Source organism: Pseudomonas sp. SJZ074 (genome assembly GCF_007828215.1).
Taxonomy (GTDB): Bacteria; Pseudomonadota; Gammaproteobacteria; order Pseudomonadales; family Pseudomonadaceae; genus Aquipseudomonas.
Genome location: NZ_VIUE01000019.1, coordinates 100583 through 116140, shown reverse-complemented (window position 1 = coordinate 116140; position 15558 = coordinate 100583). Strand labels below are relative to the sequence as shown.

12 protein-coding genes are annotated in these 15558 nt (G+C 61.1%); 8 read left to right on the top strand and 4 right to left on the bottom strand.

Annotated features, from left to right (window positions below):
* The first annotated feature begins 302 nt into the window (after positions 1 to 302).
* The 6 genes from FBX99_RS19360 to yccS all read left to right on the top strand — a co-directional run bounded on the left by FBX99_RS19360 (position 303) and on the right by yccS (position 9903).
* On the top strand, positions 303 to 1745 hold the full coding sequence (locus FBX99_RS19360) for a TldD/PmbA family protein (protein WP_145132566.1): 1443 nt from the start codon (positions 303 to 305) through the stop codon (positions 1743 to 1745).
* The gene (locus tag FBX99_RS19355; RefSeq protein ID WP_144926358.1) at positions 1745 to 3082 is read left to right on the top strand and encodes a TldD/PmbA family protein; all 1338 of its coding nucleotides are present in this window, start codon (positions 1745 to 1747) and stop codon (positions 3080 to 3082) included. Before FBX99_RS19360 ends, FBX99_RS19355 begins: the two co-directional genes overlap by 1 nt.
* A gap of 108 nt (positions 3083 to 3190) precedes the next feature.
* Positions 3191 to 4618, top strand: a complete 1428-nt coding sequence (mdtD, locus tag FBX99_RS19350; protein WP_144926355.1) for a multidrug transporter subunit MdtD — start codon at positions 3191 to 3193, stop codon at positions 4616 to 4618.
* A 214-nt stretch (positions 4619 to 4832) separates the two neighbouring features.
* The gene (dbpA, locus tag FBX99_RS19345; protein ID WP_256662505.1) at positions 4833 to 6170 is read left to right on the top strand and encodes an ATP-dependent RNA helicase DbpA; all 1338 of its coding nucleotides are present in this window, start codon (positions 4833 to 4835) and stop codon (positions 6168 to 6170) included.
* A gap of 151 nt (positions 6171 to 6321) precedes the next feature.
* Positions 6322 to 7500: an NAD(P)/FAD-dependent oxidoreductase gene (locus tag FBX99_RS19340; protein ID WP_144926349.1), complete on the top strand. Its 1179-nt coding sequence runs from the start codon at positions 6322 to 6324 to the stop codon at positions 7498 to 7500.
* A 219-nt stretch (positions 7501 to 7719) separates the two neighbouring features.
* A complete protein-coding gene (gene yccS, locus FBX99_RS19330; RefSeq protein WP_144926344.1) occupies positions 7720 to 9903 on the top strand; it encodes a YccS family putative transporter in 2184 nt (727 codons plus the stop codon).
* 48 nt (positions 9904 to 9951) lie between these two features.
* Here yccS and FBX99_RS19325 read toward each other — a convergent pair whose 3' ends face one another.
* Positions 9952 to 10689 (bottom strand): ABC transporter substrate-binding protein, encoded by a 738-nt coding sequence (locus tag FBX99_RS19325; protein WP_047702386.1) that lies wholly within the window; start codon positions 10687 to 10689, stop codon positions 9952 to 9954.
* A gap of 254 nt (positions 10690 to 10943) precedes the next feature.
* Here FBX99_RS19325 and FBX99_RS19320 point away from each other — a divergent pair, with 254 nt between their 5' ends.
* Positions 10944 to 11396: a GNAT family N-acetyltransferase gene (locus tag FBX99_RS19320; protein ID WP_047702387.1), complete on the top strand. Its 453-nt coding sequence runs from the start codon at positions 10944 to 10946 to the stop codon at positions 11394 to 11396.
* 96 nt (positions 11397 to 11492) lie between these two features.
* On the opposite strand, the gene FBX99_RS19315 is transcribed toward FBX99_RS19320, so the two are convergent.
* The 3 genes from FBX99_RS19315 to FBX99_RS19305 are packed head-to-tail and all read right to left on the bottom strand — an operon-like array spanning position 11493 to position 14463.
* Complete coding sequence (locus tag FBX99_RS19315) at positions 11493 to 11789, bottom strand: helix-turn-helix domain-containing protein (protein ID WP_144926341.1); 297 nt, start codon at positions 11787 to 11789, stop codon at positions 11493 to 11495.
* Between the two features lie 4 nt (positions 11790 to 11793).
* Positions 11794 to 12297: a YgjP-like metallopeptidase domain-containing protein gene (locus FBX99_RS19310; protein WP_144926338.1), complete on the bottom strand. Its 504-nt coding sequence runs from the start codon at positions 12295 to 12297 to the stop codon at positions 11794 to 11796.
* 42 nt (positions 12298 to 12339) lie between these two features.
* On the bottom strand, positions 12340 to 14463 hold the full coding sequence (locus FBX99_RS19305) for a bifunctional diguanylate cyclase/phosphodiesterase (RefSeq protein WP_144926336.1): 2124 nt from the start codon (positions 14461 to 14463) through the stop codon (positions 12340 to 12342).
* Positions 14464 to 14772: 309 nt separating this feature from the next.
* Here FBX99_RS19305 and FBX99_RS19300 point away from each other — a divergent pair, with 309 nt between their 5' ends.
* On the top strand, positions 14773 to 15444 hold the full coding sequence (locus FBX99_RS19300; RefSeq protein WP_144926333.1) for a polysaccharide lyase family 7 protein: 672 nt from the start codon (positions 14773 to 14775) through the stop codon (positions 15442 to 15444).
* Positions 15445 to 15558 lie beyond the last annotated feature (114 nt).

Genomic DNA, 15558 nt, shown 5'->3' with positions numbered 1-15558 from the left:
CTCCACAGCCATAACAACTACCTGCCGCCAATAGCCATGGAGCAGCAGGCAGCTTGATCACCGTAATCGGTGTCCGGAAAAACTTGACCAGAACAAGCCCGCTCCCACAGGGTTCCTCGGTGGACACAAATTTTGTGCCCCACTACCGATCCAGTGTGGGAGCGAGCCTGCTCGCGATGGCGGTAGCCCTGACACTCAGTATTCCTTTCTACCTTGATCCCTCTCCCGCCCAGGCCTACTCTAGAGCCGCCGCGTCAATGCACCGCACCTCGCTGCACTGCCACTCCAGACAAGGAGGTTTCATGTTCGACTTCCATCCCCAGCTCAAGCAGCGTTTTGCTGCCTTGCGCACGGGCGCTGAATTCTTTTCCCTGCGTTACGTGCGCGAATCCGGCCAGCACCTGTCGGTGCGCAAGAACATCGCCGAACCGCCCAGCCTGGGCCGTGACGAAGGGGCGATGCTCACCGTGCGGGTCAACGGTGTCGAAGCCTATGCGGCCACCAACGACCTGTCCCAGGCCGGCCTGCAAGCAGCGCTCGAACAAGCCGAGCAACGCGCCCGTCGGCTCAAGCCCCAAGCTCTGCTCGACCTGCGCGAGCAGGCGGTTGCCAGCGACCGCGCCGATTACTTCTCGCCGCATTTCGACCAGGCGTTCCCCTCCCTGAGCGATTGCTACCAATTGCTCGGCGACGAATCGGCGGCGGTACCCCAGGACGAGCGCCTGGTGAACTGGCAGGTCAGCATTGGCCTGACCCAGGTCGAGCAGATCTACCTCAACAGCGCCGGCGCCGAACTGCGCCAGGCCCAGCGTTTCATCTACCCGGCCCTGGACGTCACCGCCTTCGACGGACATGACAGCCAGACCCGCACCCTGGGCCGCGAGAATTTCGGCCAGCAAGGTGGCTTCGATGTGATCAACCGTTGCGGCCTCATCGGTGCGGGGCCGAAAATCGCCGATCAGGCTCTGCAATTGCTGATGGCGCCGAACACACCGCAAGGCCCGCGGGACCTGCTGTTGATGCCAGACCAGATGATGCTGCAGATCCATGAGTCCATCGGCCACCCGCTGGAGCTGGACCGCATCCTGGGGGATGAGCGCAACTACGCCGGCACCAGCTTCGTCAAGACCAGCGACTTCGGCCATTTGCAGTACGGCTCCAACCTGCTGAACGTGACGTTCGACCCGGACATTCCCGAGGAACTGGCGAGCTACAGCCATGACGACGACGGCAGCCCCGCCAGCAAACAGTTCCTCATCCGCGAAGGCTTGCTGCTGCGCCCATTGGGCGGCGCGCTGTCACAGTTTCGCGCCGGCCTGGACGGTGTCGCCAACAGCCGCGCCTGCGGCTGGAACCGCCCACCCATCGACCGCATGGCCAATCTGAACATCGAGCCGGGCGATCAGCCCCTGGAACAGTTGATCCAGGGCATCGAGCACGGCGTGCTGATGCGCACCAACCGCTCCTGGTCCATCGACGATGCCCGCAACAAATTCCAGTTCGGCTGCGAATGGGGCCAACTGATCGAGAACGGCGAGCTCAAGAGTGTGGTGAAGAATCCCAACTACCGGGGCATTTCCGCGCAATTCTGGAAGAGCCTGCGGGCCGTGGGCGATGCCAGTACCTCCCAGGTGCTGGGCACGCCGAACTGCGGCAAGGGCGAGCCGAACCAGGTCATCCGCGTCGGCCATGCGTCGCCAGCCTGCGTGTTCAGCAACGTTGATGTGTTTGGGGGGGACGCTTGATGAGTACCGTCAACAATCAGGCCGGAGCGTTCAAGACGCTGGTCGACTGGCTACGCGCTGCGCTGCAGGGGCCTGAACAATTCACCCTGGGCTACGCTGCGGAGTCCTCGGCCTTCGTGCGTTTCAACCATGGCAAGGTGCGCCAGGCCGGGCAGGTGCAACAGGCCAATGTGAACTTCAAACTGATCGACGACGGGCGCCATGCCGATCTGCAGATCACCTTGTCCGGCGAGACCGAAACCGACCTGCAACGCTTGAGCGAAGGCCTGCAGCAACTGCGCGATACCCTGCCGCTGCTGCCCCGGGATCCTTACCTGCTGCTCAACCACAATCACTGGCAAAGCAACAATGTGCAGGACCATCCGCTGCCGGAAACCGAACAGGCCGTAGCCGAAATCGCTCGGGCCGCCGAAGGCCTGGACTTGGTGGGCTTCTACGCCGCCGGGCCCATCAGCCGCGGTTTTGCCAGTTCTTCGGGGGCCTTTGGCTGGCATCAGGCCAACAGCTTCAACTTCGACTTCAGCCTGTTCCATGAAAACGGCCAGGCGGTGAAAGCCAGTTACGCTGGGCATGAATGGAGCAGCGAAGGATTTGCCAAACGCTTTGCCCAGGCCCGTGAGCAACTGGCGTTTCTTGGTCGGCCGCTGCGCACATTGCCGCCCGGTGAGTATCGCGCCTACCTGGCACCGGCCGCCCTGGAAGAGATCATGGGCATGCTCAGTTGGGGCGGGTTCTCGGCCAGGGCGATTGCCAGCAAACAGAGCCCGTTGCAGAAGTTCTATGCCGACGAGTCTACCTTCAGCCCCGTCGTAGGGCTGAGCGAGCAGGTCAGCGGCTCCTTGAGCCCGGCGTTTTCCGATGAAGGCTATCCGCGCGACGACCTGGCGCTGATCGTCAAGGGCACGGCCGATGCCCGCTTGATCAATTCCCGCAGCGCCGCCGAATACGGCCTCACCGCCAACGGTGCGAGCAGCTACGAATACCCCACGGCGCTGGTCATGCAGGAAGGCCAGCTGGAGCAGAAAGACATTCTCGAGCGCCTTGGCACCGGTTTGTACATCAGCAACCTCTGGTACCTGAACTACTCGGACCAACCCGCCGCACGACTGACCGGCATGACCCGCTTCGCCACGTTCTGGGTCGAGAACGGCCAGATCCAGGCACCGGTCAGCACCATGCGCTTCGACGACAGCGTCTACAGCCTGCTCGGCTCGCAGCTCGAAAGCCTGACCCGGGAGCGGGAACTCCTGCTCTCGGCCAGCACCTACAGCCAACGGGCCACGGCCTCGATGCTGTTGCCGGGGGCGCTGGTCAAGCGGTTGACTTTGACGTTGTAAACCCAACCCTACTCACACCCGTGAAGGGGGTTACTTGTGGCGAGGGGATTTATCCCCTCGCCACAGGAACAGTGTTCGCCCGTTTCAACACGCCATACAAGAGGCCCCATGCCCAACCGTGCACCGCTCGACGCAACCACCGCCCGCTGGCTTCCGTGGGTCGTGGCGATCGCGTTCTTCATGCAGTCCCTCGACGGGACGATCCTCAATACCGCCCTGCCCGCCATGGCCAGTGACCTGGCGGAGAACCCGTTGCGCATGCAGGGCGTGATCATCGCCTACATGCTCACCGTGGCGCTGCTGATCCCGGCCTCGGGCTGGATCGCCGACCGCTTCGGTACCAAGAAAATCTTCTTCGGCGCGATCCTGTTGTTCAGCTTCGGCTCGCTGCTGTGCGCCTTGTCCAGTTCCCTGACGATGCTGGTCGGCGCCCGGGTGGTTCAGGGTCTGGGCGGCGCACTGATGCTGCCAGTGGGCAGACTGGTGGTACTGCGGGCCTACCCACGCTCGGAACTGGTGCGGATCATGGGTTTCATCACCATTCCCGGCCTGCTCGGTCCGCTGATCGGCCCGACCATGGGCGGCTGGATGGTGCAATACCTGACCTGGCACTGGATCTTCATCATCAACCTGCCGGTGGGGATGATCGGCTGCTACGCGGTGTGGAAATTCATCCCCGACCTGCGCGGCAGCGAGCGCACCCGCTTTGACGGCGTGGGCTTCCTGCTGTTCGGCGCGGCGATGGTGTTGATCACCATCGCCATGGAAGGCCTCGGCGAACTGCACTTGCCGCACCTGCGGGTGATGTTGCTGCTGTTCGGCGGCATGGCCTGCCTGGCGGCTTATTGGTTGCGGGCCGGACACATCGAGAATCCGCTGTTCGCGCCGTCGCTGTTCAAGACCCGGACTTTCGCCGTGGGCATTCTTGGCAACCTGTTCGCCCGCCTGGGCAGCGGCGCCCTGCCCTTCCTGGTGCCGCTGCTGCTGCAAGTGGCCCTGGGTTATTCGCCATCCCAGGCCGGGATGAGCATGCTGCCCCTGGCGGCGGCGGCCATGGTCGCCAAATCCGTGGCCCGGCCCTTGATCGAGCGCCTGGGCTATCGCATCGTTCTGACCGGGAACACCCTGGCTTTGGGGGTGATGCTGGCGAGCATGGGATTGGTCAGCGAGCAGACCCCGTACTGGCTGCTCTTGGCGCAGCTGGCGGTACTGGGGGCGATCAACTCGCTGCAATTCACAGCGATGAACACGGTGACCCTGATCGACCTGGACGACGCCAGCGCCAGCAGCGGCAACAGCCTGTTGTCCGTGGTAGCGCAACTGTCCCTGAGTCTCGGCGTGGCCTGCGCCGGCGCCTTGCTCGGCGGTTTTACCGCCCAAGTGGGCAACGACGGGGTGGAGACGGTGCTGGGCGCGTTCCAGCTGACCTTCGTGACGGTGGGCGTCATGGCGATGCTGGCGGCGACGATTTTTTCCCAGTTGTCCAAGCAGGATGGGCGGCGGCAGAAGCGTCACGACGAACATATCGAGCACTAAATGGGTCTTTAGGGTTGTTGTGGCGAGGGGATTTATCCCCTCGCCACAGGGTGGGTCACCTAACGGTCTGAAAAGCTCCAGGCACAGCACTGCTCGTCCAGAACTTTCGAAGAAAGTGGCACGAGGCTGCTACACTGCGCGACATTTTGTTTTGCAGGCCTGCCCCGTGACCACCATTGCCACCGCTTTCAACACGTTGCCGCTGTCCGCCGCCATGCTGGCTAACCTCGAATCACTCGGTTATGCCCAAATGACGCCGATCCAGGCGCAAAGCTTGCCGGTGATCCTCAAGGGCCTGGACCTGATCGCCCAGGCCAAGACCGGCAGTGGCAAGACCGCGGCGTTCGGTATCGGCCTGCTGAACCCGATCAATCCGCGCTACTTCGGCTGCCAGGCGCTGGTCATGTGCCCGACCCGCGAGTTGGCCGACCAGGTCGCCAAGGAAATCCGTCGCCTGGCCCGCGCAGAGGACAACATCAAGGTCCTGACCCTGTGTGGCGGCGTCTCCTTCGGCCCGCAGATCGCCTCCCTCGAACACGGCGCCCATATCATCGTCGGTACCCCGGGACGCATCCAGCAGCACCTGCGCAAGGGCTCACTGGTACTCGACGGCCTCAACACGCTGATCCTCGACGAAGCAGACCGCATGCTCGACATGGGTTTCTACGACGCCATCGAAGACATCATCCAACAGACCCCGGAGCGTCGCCAGACGCTGCTGTTCTCCGCTACCTACCCGGTGGGCATCAAGCAACTGTCGTCCAAGTTCATGCGTGACCCACAACAGGTGAAGGCTGAGGCACTGCATTCCGACGCGCAGATCGAACAGCGGTTCTACGAGATTTCGCCCGAGGCGCGCATGGACGCGGTGGTCAAGGTACTGGCGCATTTCCGCCCGGCCTCCTGCGTGGCGTTCTGCTTCACCAAGCAGCAGGTCCAGGAAACCGTCGATCACCTGACGTCCAAAGGCATTTCCGCCGTCGGCCTGCATGGCGACCTGGAACAACGCGACCGCGACCAGGTGCTGGCGATGTTCGCCAACCGCAGCACGTCGGTGCTGGTGGCTACCGATGTGGCGGCCCGCGGCCTCGATATCGATGCCCTGGACATGGTGATCAACGTCGAATTGGCCCGGGACTCGGAAATCCATATCCACCGCGTCGGCCGTACCGGCCGCGCCGGCGAAACCGGTGTTGCCATCAGCCTGGTAGCGCCGTCCGAAGCCCACCGCGCCCAAGCCATCGAACAACTGCAGAAGGCGCCGCTGAGCTGGGACCAGTTGGACAACCTCAAGCCCCAGGGCGGTGGCCCGCTGCTGCCGGCCATGAGCACCCTGTGCATCGCCGCCGGTCGTAAGGACAAGGTTCGCCCCGGCGACATTCTGGGCGCCCTGACCGGCGATGCGGGCATACCCGGCACACAGGTCGGCAAGATCGCGATTTTCGATTTCCAGGCATACGTGGCCGTGGAGCGCGGGATCGCCAAACAGGCCCTCAAGCGTCTGAACGAAGGCAAGATCAAGGGACGCTCGTTGCGGGTGCGGATTTTGTAACCGACCTTGGATTCAGTGAGATTCCCTGTGGGAGCGAGCCTGCTCGCGATGACGCCGGAGCATTCAACATTGATGTTGTCTGACAGTCCGCCATCGCGAGCAGGCTCGCTCCCACACTGGGTTTTGTGGTGACACATAAGAGGACACCGTTTTGCGCTCTACCGAAGTCGTGATCATTGGCGCTGGCGCCGCAGGGTTGATGTGCGCGCTGACCGCCGCGGGGCGCGGACGGCAAGTGATGTTGCTGGACCATGCCAACAAAGCCGGCAAGAAAATCCTCATGTCCGGCGGTGGACGCTGCAATTTCACCAATATGTATACCGAACCGGGCAACTTCCTCTCGCAGAACCCACACTTCTGCAAATCGGCCCTGGCCCGCTACACCCAGTGGGATTTCATCGCCCTGGTAGCCAAGCACGGCGTGCCCTATCACGAAAAGAAACTCGGCCAGCTGTTCTGCGATAACAAGTCCAGCGACATTCTCGGCCTGCTCCTGGACGAGTGCGAACAGGTCGGGGTCAACCTGCACCTGGATACCTCGATTGAGCACATCGAGAAAACCGACGGCGGCTATTTGCTGCAAACCACCCTCGGCACCATCGCCTGCCAGTCCCTGGTGATCGCCACCGGTGGACTGTCGATCCCGACCCTGGGTGCGACCGGTTTCGGCTATCAGGTTGCCAGGCAGTTCGGCCACCAGCTGTTACCAACCCGCGCCGGCCTGGTGCCGTTCACCATTACCGATCAGCTCAAGGCCTTGTGTACCGAACTCTCGGGCACGTCGGTCGATTGCCTGGTGAGCTGCAACGAGCAGAGCTTCCGGGAGAACATTCTGTTCACCCACCGTGGCCTCAGCGGCCCGGCGATCCTGCAGATTTCGTCGTTCTGGGAGCCGGGGGATACGGTGCAGATCAACCTGCTGCCGGACCACGACGTGCCCCAATGGCTGCAACAACAGCAGGCCGAACGCCCCAACAGTGAGCTGAAAACCCTCTTGGGCGAGTTGTTCACCAAGAAGATGGCCAACCTGCTGGCCGACAGCTGGTTCGTCTCCAAACCCATGAAGCAATACACCCACGGGGAACTGGCGGACATTGCCGAGAAACTGGCGAGCTGGAACGTCATCCCGGCCGGCACCGAAGGCTATCGCACCGCCGAGGTCACCCTGGGTGGCGTCGACACCCGGGAAGTCTCGTCCAAGACCATGGAATCGCTGAAAAGCCCCGGGCTGTACTTCATCGGCGAAGTGCTGGACGTGACCGGTCACCTGGGCGGGTTCAACTTCCAGTGGGCCTGGGCTTCGGGCTATGCAGCCGCGCAATACGTCTGACACAACACAGATCAAAATGTGGGAGCGGGCTTGCTCGCGAATACGGTGAATCAGTCAATTCGGTGCTGGCTGACACACCGTATTCGCGAGCAAGCCCGCTCCCACAGTGGTTGGTGGTGCCCCCGGAACACTTTTTGCTGCCAGATGTGATCGCCGCCATTGCGTCGGCGTCATTACTGCCTCAATTTAGTGTCATCGCCCGTCAGGCCCTTGCATTTCATGTCATCGACCTCGTTCCGTCAGTCTTTGCGTCGCCTCTGGGCGTTGGATAAATTCAGTTATAGCGTGCGGGTGTTCATCGCCCTGACCGGCAGCATGACGCTGTGCTGGTACCTGGACGAGATGACCCTGTTGATTCCCTTGTTCCTGGGCATCATCGCCAGCGCCCTGGCCGAGACCGACGACAACTGGCAGGGCCGCCTCAATGCGCTCGCCGTGACCCTGGTCTGCTTCACCGTCGCGGCATTGTCGGTGGAGCTGCTGTTCCCCTATCCGATTCTCTTCATCGTCGCGTTTGCCCTGGCGAGTTTCGGCCTGACCATGCTCGGCGCCCTGGGCGAACGCTATGGCGCGATTGCCTCGGCCACCCTGATCCTGTCGGTCTACACCGTGATCGGTGTGGACCAGCGCGGTGGCGCCGTCACCGATTTCTGGCACGAACCCTTGCTGTTGGTGGCCGGCGCCGCGTGGTACGGCATGCTCTCGGTGCTGTGGCATGTCTTGTTTTCCAACCAGCCGGTACAACAGAGCCTGGCGCGATTGTTCCGCGAGCTGGGGCGTTACCTGAAACTCAAATCGTCGCTGCTCGAACCGGTCCGCCAACTGGATATCGAAGCCCGACGCCTGGAGCTGGCCCAGCAGAATGGCCGCGTGGTAGCGGCCCTCAACGCGGCGAAGGAAATCATCCTGCACCGTGTCGGCAATGGCCGGCCGGGCTCGAAGGTCAGCCGTTACCTGAAGCTGTACTTCCTTGCCCAGGACATCCATGAGCGCGCCAGCTCCTCCCACTATCCCTACAACGCCCTCGCCGAGGCGTTCTTCCACAGCGACGTACTGTTCCGCTGCCAGCGCCTGTTGCGCCAGCAAGGCAAGGCCTGTCAGGCGCTGGCCGAGTCGATCCAGATGCGCCAGCCGTTCGTCTACGACGATCGCTTCGCCGAGGCCTTGAATGACCTGCATGCGTCTCTGGAACACTTGCGCATCCAGAGCAATCCGGCGTGGCGTGGCCTGCTGCGTTCGTTGCGGGCCTTGTCGGCGAACCTCGGCACGCTTGACCGCTTACTCAGCGACGCCAGCAACCCTGACGCCCTGGCCGACGCCACCGACAGCAGCTTGCTGGACCGCTCACCGCGCAACCTCAAGGACGTCTGGCTACGCCTGCGCACACAGCTCACGCCGACCTCGCTGCTGTTCCGCCATGCCTTGCGTCTGCCCCTGGCACTGAGCGTCGGCTACGCGATGGTGCACTGGATCCACCCGTCCCAGGGCTACTGGATCGTGCTCACCACACTGTTCGTCTGCCAACCCAACTACGGCGCCACCCGACGCAAACTCGGCCAGCGGATCATCGGCACCGCCATTGGCCTGACCGTGGCCTGGGCGCTGTTCGACCTGTTCCCCAGCCCGCTGGTGCAGTCGAGCTTCGCCATTGCCGCAGGGGTGGTGTTCTTCACCAACCGCACGACTCGCTACACCCTGGCGACGGCGGCGATCACAGTCATGGTGTTGTTCTGCTTCAATCAGGTCGGCGATGGCTACGGGCTGTTGCTGCCACGGCTGTTCGATACCTTGCTCGGCAGCCTGATCGCCGGCCTGGCGGTATTCCTCTTCCTGCCGGACTGGCAGGGCCGGCGACTGAACAAGGTCCTGGCCAACACGCTGACCTGCAACAGCATCTATCTGCGCCAGATCATGCAGCAATACGCCGCCGGCAAAAGTGACGACCTGGCCTATCGCCTGGCCCGACGCAACGCCCACAACGCCGACGCTGCGTTGTCCACGACGCTGGCGAACATGCTGATGGAGCCGGGGCACTTCCGTAAGGAAGCCGACGTCGGCTTCCGCTTCCTGGTGCTGTCCCATACCTTGCTCAGCTACCTGTCGGGCCTCGGGGCCCACCGGGGTACCGAACTGCCAACGGATGTGCGCGAGCAGTTGATAGACGGTGCGGGGACGAAACTGGCTTCCAGCATCGACGAAATCGCCCAAGGCCTGGCAACCAAAACGTCGATCATGATCCAGAGTGACGAGGAAGAAGCCCTGGCCAACGAGCTCGAACAGATGCCTGACGAAATCGATGAGGGCCAACGGCTGGTACAGACGCAACTGGCGTTGATCTGCCGTCAGCTTGGACCGCTGCGGACCCTGGCGGCGCATCTGATCAAGGATACAAGCGAGGCCTGAAAGCTGCGGCGGTCAATCGGGCCCCATCGCGAGCGCCGCAAAACCCGCTCACATACCGTGCATTTCCATGATCCGTGCATAACTCCCATCAGCCTTCATCGCCGCGATTTCCCGATCGAACCCCGCCACGATCTGCTCATGCTCCGGGTTCTTCAGGCTGACCAGGATATGCAGGCTGTTTTCGCTCAACGGCTTGGGCAGGAACTCAACGGAATTGCGCACCTTGGGCGATTCGCGGGCCAGGTAATAACGAGCGACATATTCGTCTTCCAGGGTCAGCTTCACGCGGTCTGCAGCGACCATGCGCACCGCCATCGCAAAGTTATGCACGGGGACTTTCTGCAGTTGCTGGTTCTCATCGAACGTCTTGGAATAGGCATAACCGCGAACCACTGCGATCGGGTAGTCGTAGAGTTGTTGCAGGCTGTCAAACTGGATCGAAGTTTCCTTGCGCTTGAGGAAGCGCACGCGGTTGAGCAGGTATTCAGCCGAAAACTGGCCTATATGCGTGCGCTCTTCGCTGTACCAGGCATTGACCAGCACGTCATAACGCCCCTCACCGATGCCCAGCATCGCCCGGGCCCAGGGTACCTGTTCGAATTCGGTGGCATAGCCGGCACGCGCCAGGGCGGTGCTGACGATATCGGTCGCCAGGCCGCCATTGACCAGCGTCGAGTCGGTAAAAGGCGGCCAGCCATCCGCAACCAGGCGCAATTTCTGCGCACAGGCGTTGTGACCCAGCAACAGCAACCCGATCAAAACAAGAGCTCGATGCAATTGCGGCATGCCATACATCCTTGAAGGTTGCGAAGCTCATGTTTTAGCCGAAACTCGGGGGATAAACAGAGACATCCGACCTAACATTAGCTCATTGAAACCGCTACGCAGCGCTTGGACGAAGATTACATAAAGACGACAATGCTGCGAAAGAAGAATGATGGCAATTTGGTCCTTATCACAGATTTTCGCTCGCCCGGGAAAGAGACATCCAAACACAGCGCACTTAATATCGGCATCGGGTTTATCAGGAAATTCAGAAAATGGACATCGATTGGGTCTGCAAACACCACAGTGACCTGAGCAAGGAACAGCTGTACGCCATTCTCAAATTGCGCGCCGACGTGTTCGTCGTCGAGCAGAACTGCGCCTATCCGGACGTCGATGGGCTGGACCTGGAGGGCGATACCTTCCACCTGATGGCCTGGCGGGATAACCACCTCGTGGCCTATCTGCGCCTGCTCGATCCTCATTCGCAGAACAGCGACGTGGTGATCGGCCGCGTGATCATCGCCCCAGAGGCACGGGGCCAGGGGTTGGGTCACACGTTGATGGAGCATGGGCTCAAGCACGCCGAGAAGCATTGGCCCGGAACGTCGATTTCATTGTCGGCGCAGGCGCATCTGCAGGGATATTACGGGCGGTATGGGTTCGAAGTGGTGGGGGTCGAATACCTGGAAGATGGTATCCCGCACATAGGGATGCATCGGCCCTGAGGCCCCCTTCGCGAGCAAGCCCGCTCCCACATTGGAATGCCTACCCCTGTGGGAGCGAGCCTGCTCGCGATGAGGCCAGTAAAGCCACTATCCATATCAGGGGTATTCAAGCACCGCCTTGATCCGCTGCAGATTGACCTCGATCCATCCTCGATCTATCGCCCCCCAATCGCGGATCCGATAGCTCCCGGCATGGTTGCGAGCACCTTCCTGTTGTTCGAACTCGCACACGATATCCAGGTCCGCCAGCGCCGCGACGGTGTCCTGGGCAGTGCGTCGCGGCATGCCGGTCACGTCAATGAGCGCCGGGACATTGCTGGCCAGGCCACTGTCGATCAGGTAAGCCACATACAAGCGGCGATAGAAGCTGCTCTTGGTCTTGCTGACATCCATCCGGTCACTCCTTCGGTTGTTGCAGATCGCGCCAGGTCAGGTACACCCGCAGGTCGAACTCCAATTGGTGATAGCCCGGCAGCATGTGCTCGCAGAGTTGGTAGAACGCCTTGTTGTGGTCCGATTCCTTGAAGTGGGCCAGTTCATGCACCACGATCATGTTCAGGAACTCGGGTGCTGCGTCCTTGAACAACGACGCGATGCGGATTTCCTTCTTCGCCTTGAGCTTGCCACCCTGTACCCGCGAAACCGCAGTGTGCAGACCGAGGGCGCGATGGGTCAGGTCGAGGCGGTTGTCGAACAACACCTTATCCATGGCTGGCGCGTTTCGCAGATACTGTTGCTTGAGCTCCAGCGCATAAGTGTACAGAGCCTTGTCGCTCTGGATCGGATGTCGGCCCGGATAGCGCTGGTGCAGGTAATCACCCAGGCGGTCCTGGGTAATCAACTGCTGCACCTGGGCTTGCAGTGCGGCGGGGTAGGCCTGGAGGTACTTGAGCGCGATCATCGGACGGCAATACTGTGGGAAAAGACCGCCAGTGTAACGAACTCAGACGGTTAGCGCGCTCCAGTCAAAGGGTTTGGCAAATGCATCGGTGTCTGCGGCCATCAAGGGTCGCGCCACCAGGAAGCCCTGCACATATTCACAACCGTGGTCCTTGAGCCATCGATATTGCTCCAGGGTTTCCACGCCTTCAGCGATCACCCGCAAGCCCAATTGCGTGCATAGATCAATCACCGAGGCTGCCAGGGCAGCATCCCGCGGAGAATCCGGCAATCGGGCGATCAGGTGCCGGTCGAGCTTGAGGGTATCGAGTTCAAGGTCGCGCAAATGAGCCAGGGAGCACGGTCCCGAGCCGAAGTCATCCAGCGCCACCCGCACCCCGAGGTGGCGCAGCAGCCGCAACTGCTTCTGGGTTTCGTCGGGATTGCGCATCAGCGCGTCTTCGGTCACCTCGACTTCGAGTTGCCGGGGTTTCAAAGCATGCCGCTCCAGGACCTGACGCAACTCGGTCACCAGGTTCGGCATGCCGAACTGGGTACTGCTCAGGCTCACGCCCAGCACCAGGTCATCGGCGAAATTCCGCTCCCAGACTTTGCGCTGGGCCGCGCTGCGATGGTAAATCCAGCTACCCAACCGGCTGATCAATCGCGCCTCCTCCAACAAAGGCAGGAACAGGCCCGGCGGCACATCGCCGACGCTCGGGTGCTGCCAGCGCAATAACGCTTCGAAGCCGCGAATCCGCCCATCGTGAAGGTTCACCTGGGGCTGGTAGACCATATTGAAGTCACGGTTCTCGATGGCCGAGCGCACGCTTTCCTCGAGCATCAGCCGTGAACGGGCTCGACCGTTCATTTCGTGGTCATAGAAACGGTATTGCTGGCGGCCGGCACGCTTGGCTTCGTACATGGCGATATCGGATGCACGCAGCAAACCGTCAAGATTGGCGCCGCAATCCGGGTACGTCGCAATGCCGATACTGGCGCCCAACGCCACATCCATGCCTTCGATCTGCTGGCAGATCGCGACCCGCTCAATGAGCTTTTCCGCAATCTTGGCCGCTTGCTCCGGGTGCTCCAGGTCCAGCAGGGCCGTGAACTCATCACCGCCCAGTCGCGCCAGGATGTCGAAGGGGCGCAGGCAGGCTTTCAACTGCTCCGAGACCCAGCGCAACACCCGGTCACCGGCATCGTGCCCCAACGAGTCGTTGACGCGTTTGAACCCATCGAGGTCCAGGTACAGCAGTACCCAGTTGCTTTCCAGCCGCTCGCTACGCATCAACAGGTTTTCGGCGGTCTGATAAAACCCCCTGCGGTTGAGCAAACCCGTCAGCGGATCCGTGACGGCCTGGAACTGGAGTTGCTGGTGCAAATGCCGGACCACCGACATGTCTTGGAGCGTCACCACCATAGCCTTCTGTTCCGAAGGCAGCGGGGCGCAGGACAAGGCCACCGACACCTGTTGACCGGGCATGGTACGCAGGACGGCATCATGCAGGCGCCAGGTCTGGCCACGGCAATAGGCGACATGAATATCGGAATTGACCCATTGGGGAATATGCGGTTTCTGCAGGTAATCCAGGAACGGCGTCCCCTGCAGCTGCTCCGCCTTTGCATTGAGCAGGCGGCAAGTAGATGGGTTGGCGAAGCGGATGCAACCGACCTCGTCTACCACGAGGATCCCCTCGGCAGCGTTATCCAGCACCGAGGCATTGAACGCCCTGGCCGCCTCCAGATCCTGGCTCAGGCGCTGCAGGGCACGGCGATTGCGCTGGTGCTCCAGCAACGCCTGGACCTTGGGCTTGAGGATCTGCGGATCGAAGGGTTTGAACAGATAGTCCACCGCGCCACTGGCATAGCCCTTGATCACCGCGTCCTGGGATTGCTCGTTGGCGGTCAGGAAAATGATCGGCGTGAGCCGCGTGCGCTGGCTGCCACGCATCAGGCGCGCCACTTCGAAACCGTCCATATCCGGCATCTGCACATCCAGCAGAACCAAGTCGATGTCATGTTCGAGCAGCAGACTAAGGGCCTCGACACCCGAGGCAGCGGTCATGACCTGCCAATCCTGACGCTGCAACAACGCCCGCATGCTGAGCAGGTTTTCAGGGTAATCATCAACAATCAAAAGGACGGAGCTGTCTTCACCAAGCGTCGGTTGCGCGCATTCCATGCTGCTTCTCTTATCGGGGCGCCACGTCCGTTTCACATAGCAAAACAGACAAATACTGTGCTCTCACTCTAGACCGTGATTTTGAAAAGCAGTAGGTGTCATCACGCCATCATCCCGACAATGCCCAAAATAGCCGACTAACGGTCACCCATCTCGGGCACAGAAACTGCAATAGACCACAGTGACGATCACTTGACGTCAATCATTCGCCGCAAGAACAACAAGCTCAAACCGGTGCTATCAGGACGCCCCAACTCGCGGGCTAGAGCCTCGCGTTGTTGCGCCTAAATTTCACTGCAGGAACTGAACATGATCGACCTTAACACTTGGAACTTGAGCATCCCCGAAGGCAGCCCGGCGATGACTATCGAAACCCCTCGCCTGGCGCAAGGGTTCAAGGATCAGTACTTCAACGCCGAAACCGGCACGGTGTTTTTCTGGGCACCGGTGACCGGCACCAGGACCGAAAACGCAATCTACCCACGTAGCGAACTGCGCGAAACCTATAGCGACGGCACACTGCGAAACTGGCTGTACTCAGCGGCGGACAACACCCTGCGAGCGACGGTGACCGTCAACCAGGTCCCCAGCAGCGGCAAAATCGTGATTGGCCAGATCCATACCAAGAACAGCACCAGCCCCATGGTGAAACTGGAATACCAGTACAAGGCCTATAGTGCCACCGGCAACATCGTCGCCAAGGTACGGATGCGTCCCGATGACGAAACCGGCCAGGTCATCACCGTTGCCACCGGCGTGAAGCTCGACCGTAGTTTCTCCTACATGATCCATCTCAGCCCCAAGGGTGCCCTGGGCATTACCGCGGCGGGATACAACTGGAGAACGACCATCGACCCGAGTTGGAAGGACAAGCCCCTTTACTTCAAGGCGGGTGTGTACGTGCAGGACAACACCGGCTATCCCACCGAAGGTGGAAAAGTGTCGTTCAGCCTGCTGGAAATCAAACACACCGCTCTTTGACTATTGCTCCATCCTTGAAGGCATCCGTTTCCGGATGCCTTTTTTTGTCTGTAAGCAATGAAGAGCCAAATGGTCAAATGCCAATTGTTCCGGGAAAAAGCAACCTGACCGACC

What these genes read in the sequence shown, in the direction of transcription:
- FBX99_RS19360 (WP_145132566.1), top strand. Translation starts at nt 303, where the DNA reads ATGTTCGACTTCCATCCCCAGCTCAAGCAGCGTTTTGCTGCCTTGCGC.
- FBX99_RS19355 (WP_144926358.1), top strand. Translation starts at nt 1,745, where the DNA reads ATGAGTACCGTCAACAATCAGGCCGGAGCGTTCAAGACGCTGGTCGAC.
- mdtD (WP_144926355.1), top strand. Translation starts at nt 3,191, where the DNA reads ATGCCCAACCGTGCACCGCTCGACGCAACCACCGCCCGCTGGCTTCCG.
- dbpA (WP_256662505.1), top strand. Translation starts at nt 4,833, where the DNA reads ATGCTGGCTAACCTCGAATCACTCGGTTATGCCCAAATGACGCCGATC.
- yccS (WP_144926344.1), top strand. Translation starts at nt 7,720, where the DNA reads ATGTCATCGACCTCGTTCCGTCAGTCTTTGCGTCGCCTCTGGGCGTTG.
- FBX99_RS19325 (WP_047702386.1), bottom strand. Translation starts at nt 10,689, where the DNA reads ATGCCGCAATTGCATCGAGCTCTTGTTTTGATCGGGTTGCTGTTGCTG.
- FBX99_RS19320 (WP_047702387.1), top strand. Translation starts at nt 10,944, where the DNA reads ATGGACATCGATTGGGTCTGCAAACACCACAGTGACCTGAGCAAGGAA.
- FBX99_RS19315 (WP_144926341.1), bottom strand. Translation starts at nt 11,789, where the DNA reads ATGGATGTCAGCAAGACCAAGAGCAGCTTCTATCGCCGCTTGTATGTG.
- FBX99_RS19310 (WP_144926338.1), bottom strand. Translation starts at nt 12,297, where the DNA reads ATGATCGCGCTCAAGTACCTCCAGGCCTACCCCGCCGCACTGCAAGCC.
- FBX99_RS19305 (WP_144926336.1), bottom strand. Translation starts at nt 14,463, where the DNA reads ATGGAATGCGCGCAACCGACGCTTGGTGAAGACAGCTCCGTCCTTTTG.
- FBX99_RS19300 (WP_144926333.1), top strand. Translation starts at nt 14,773, where the DNA reads ATGATCGACCTTAACACTTGGAACTTGAGCATCCCCGAAGGCAGCCCG.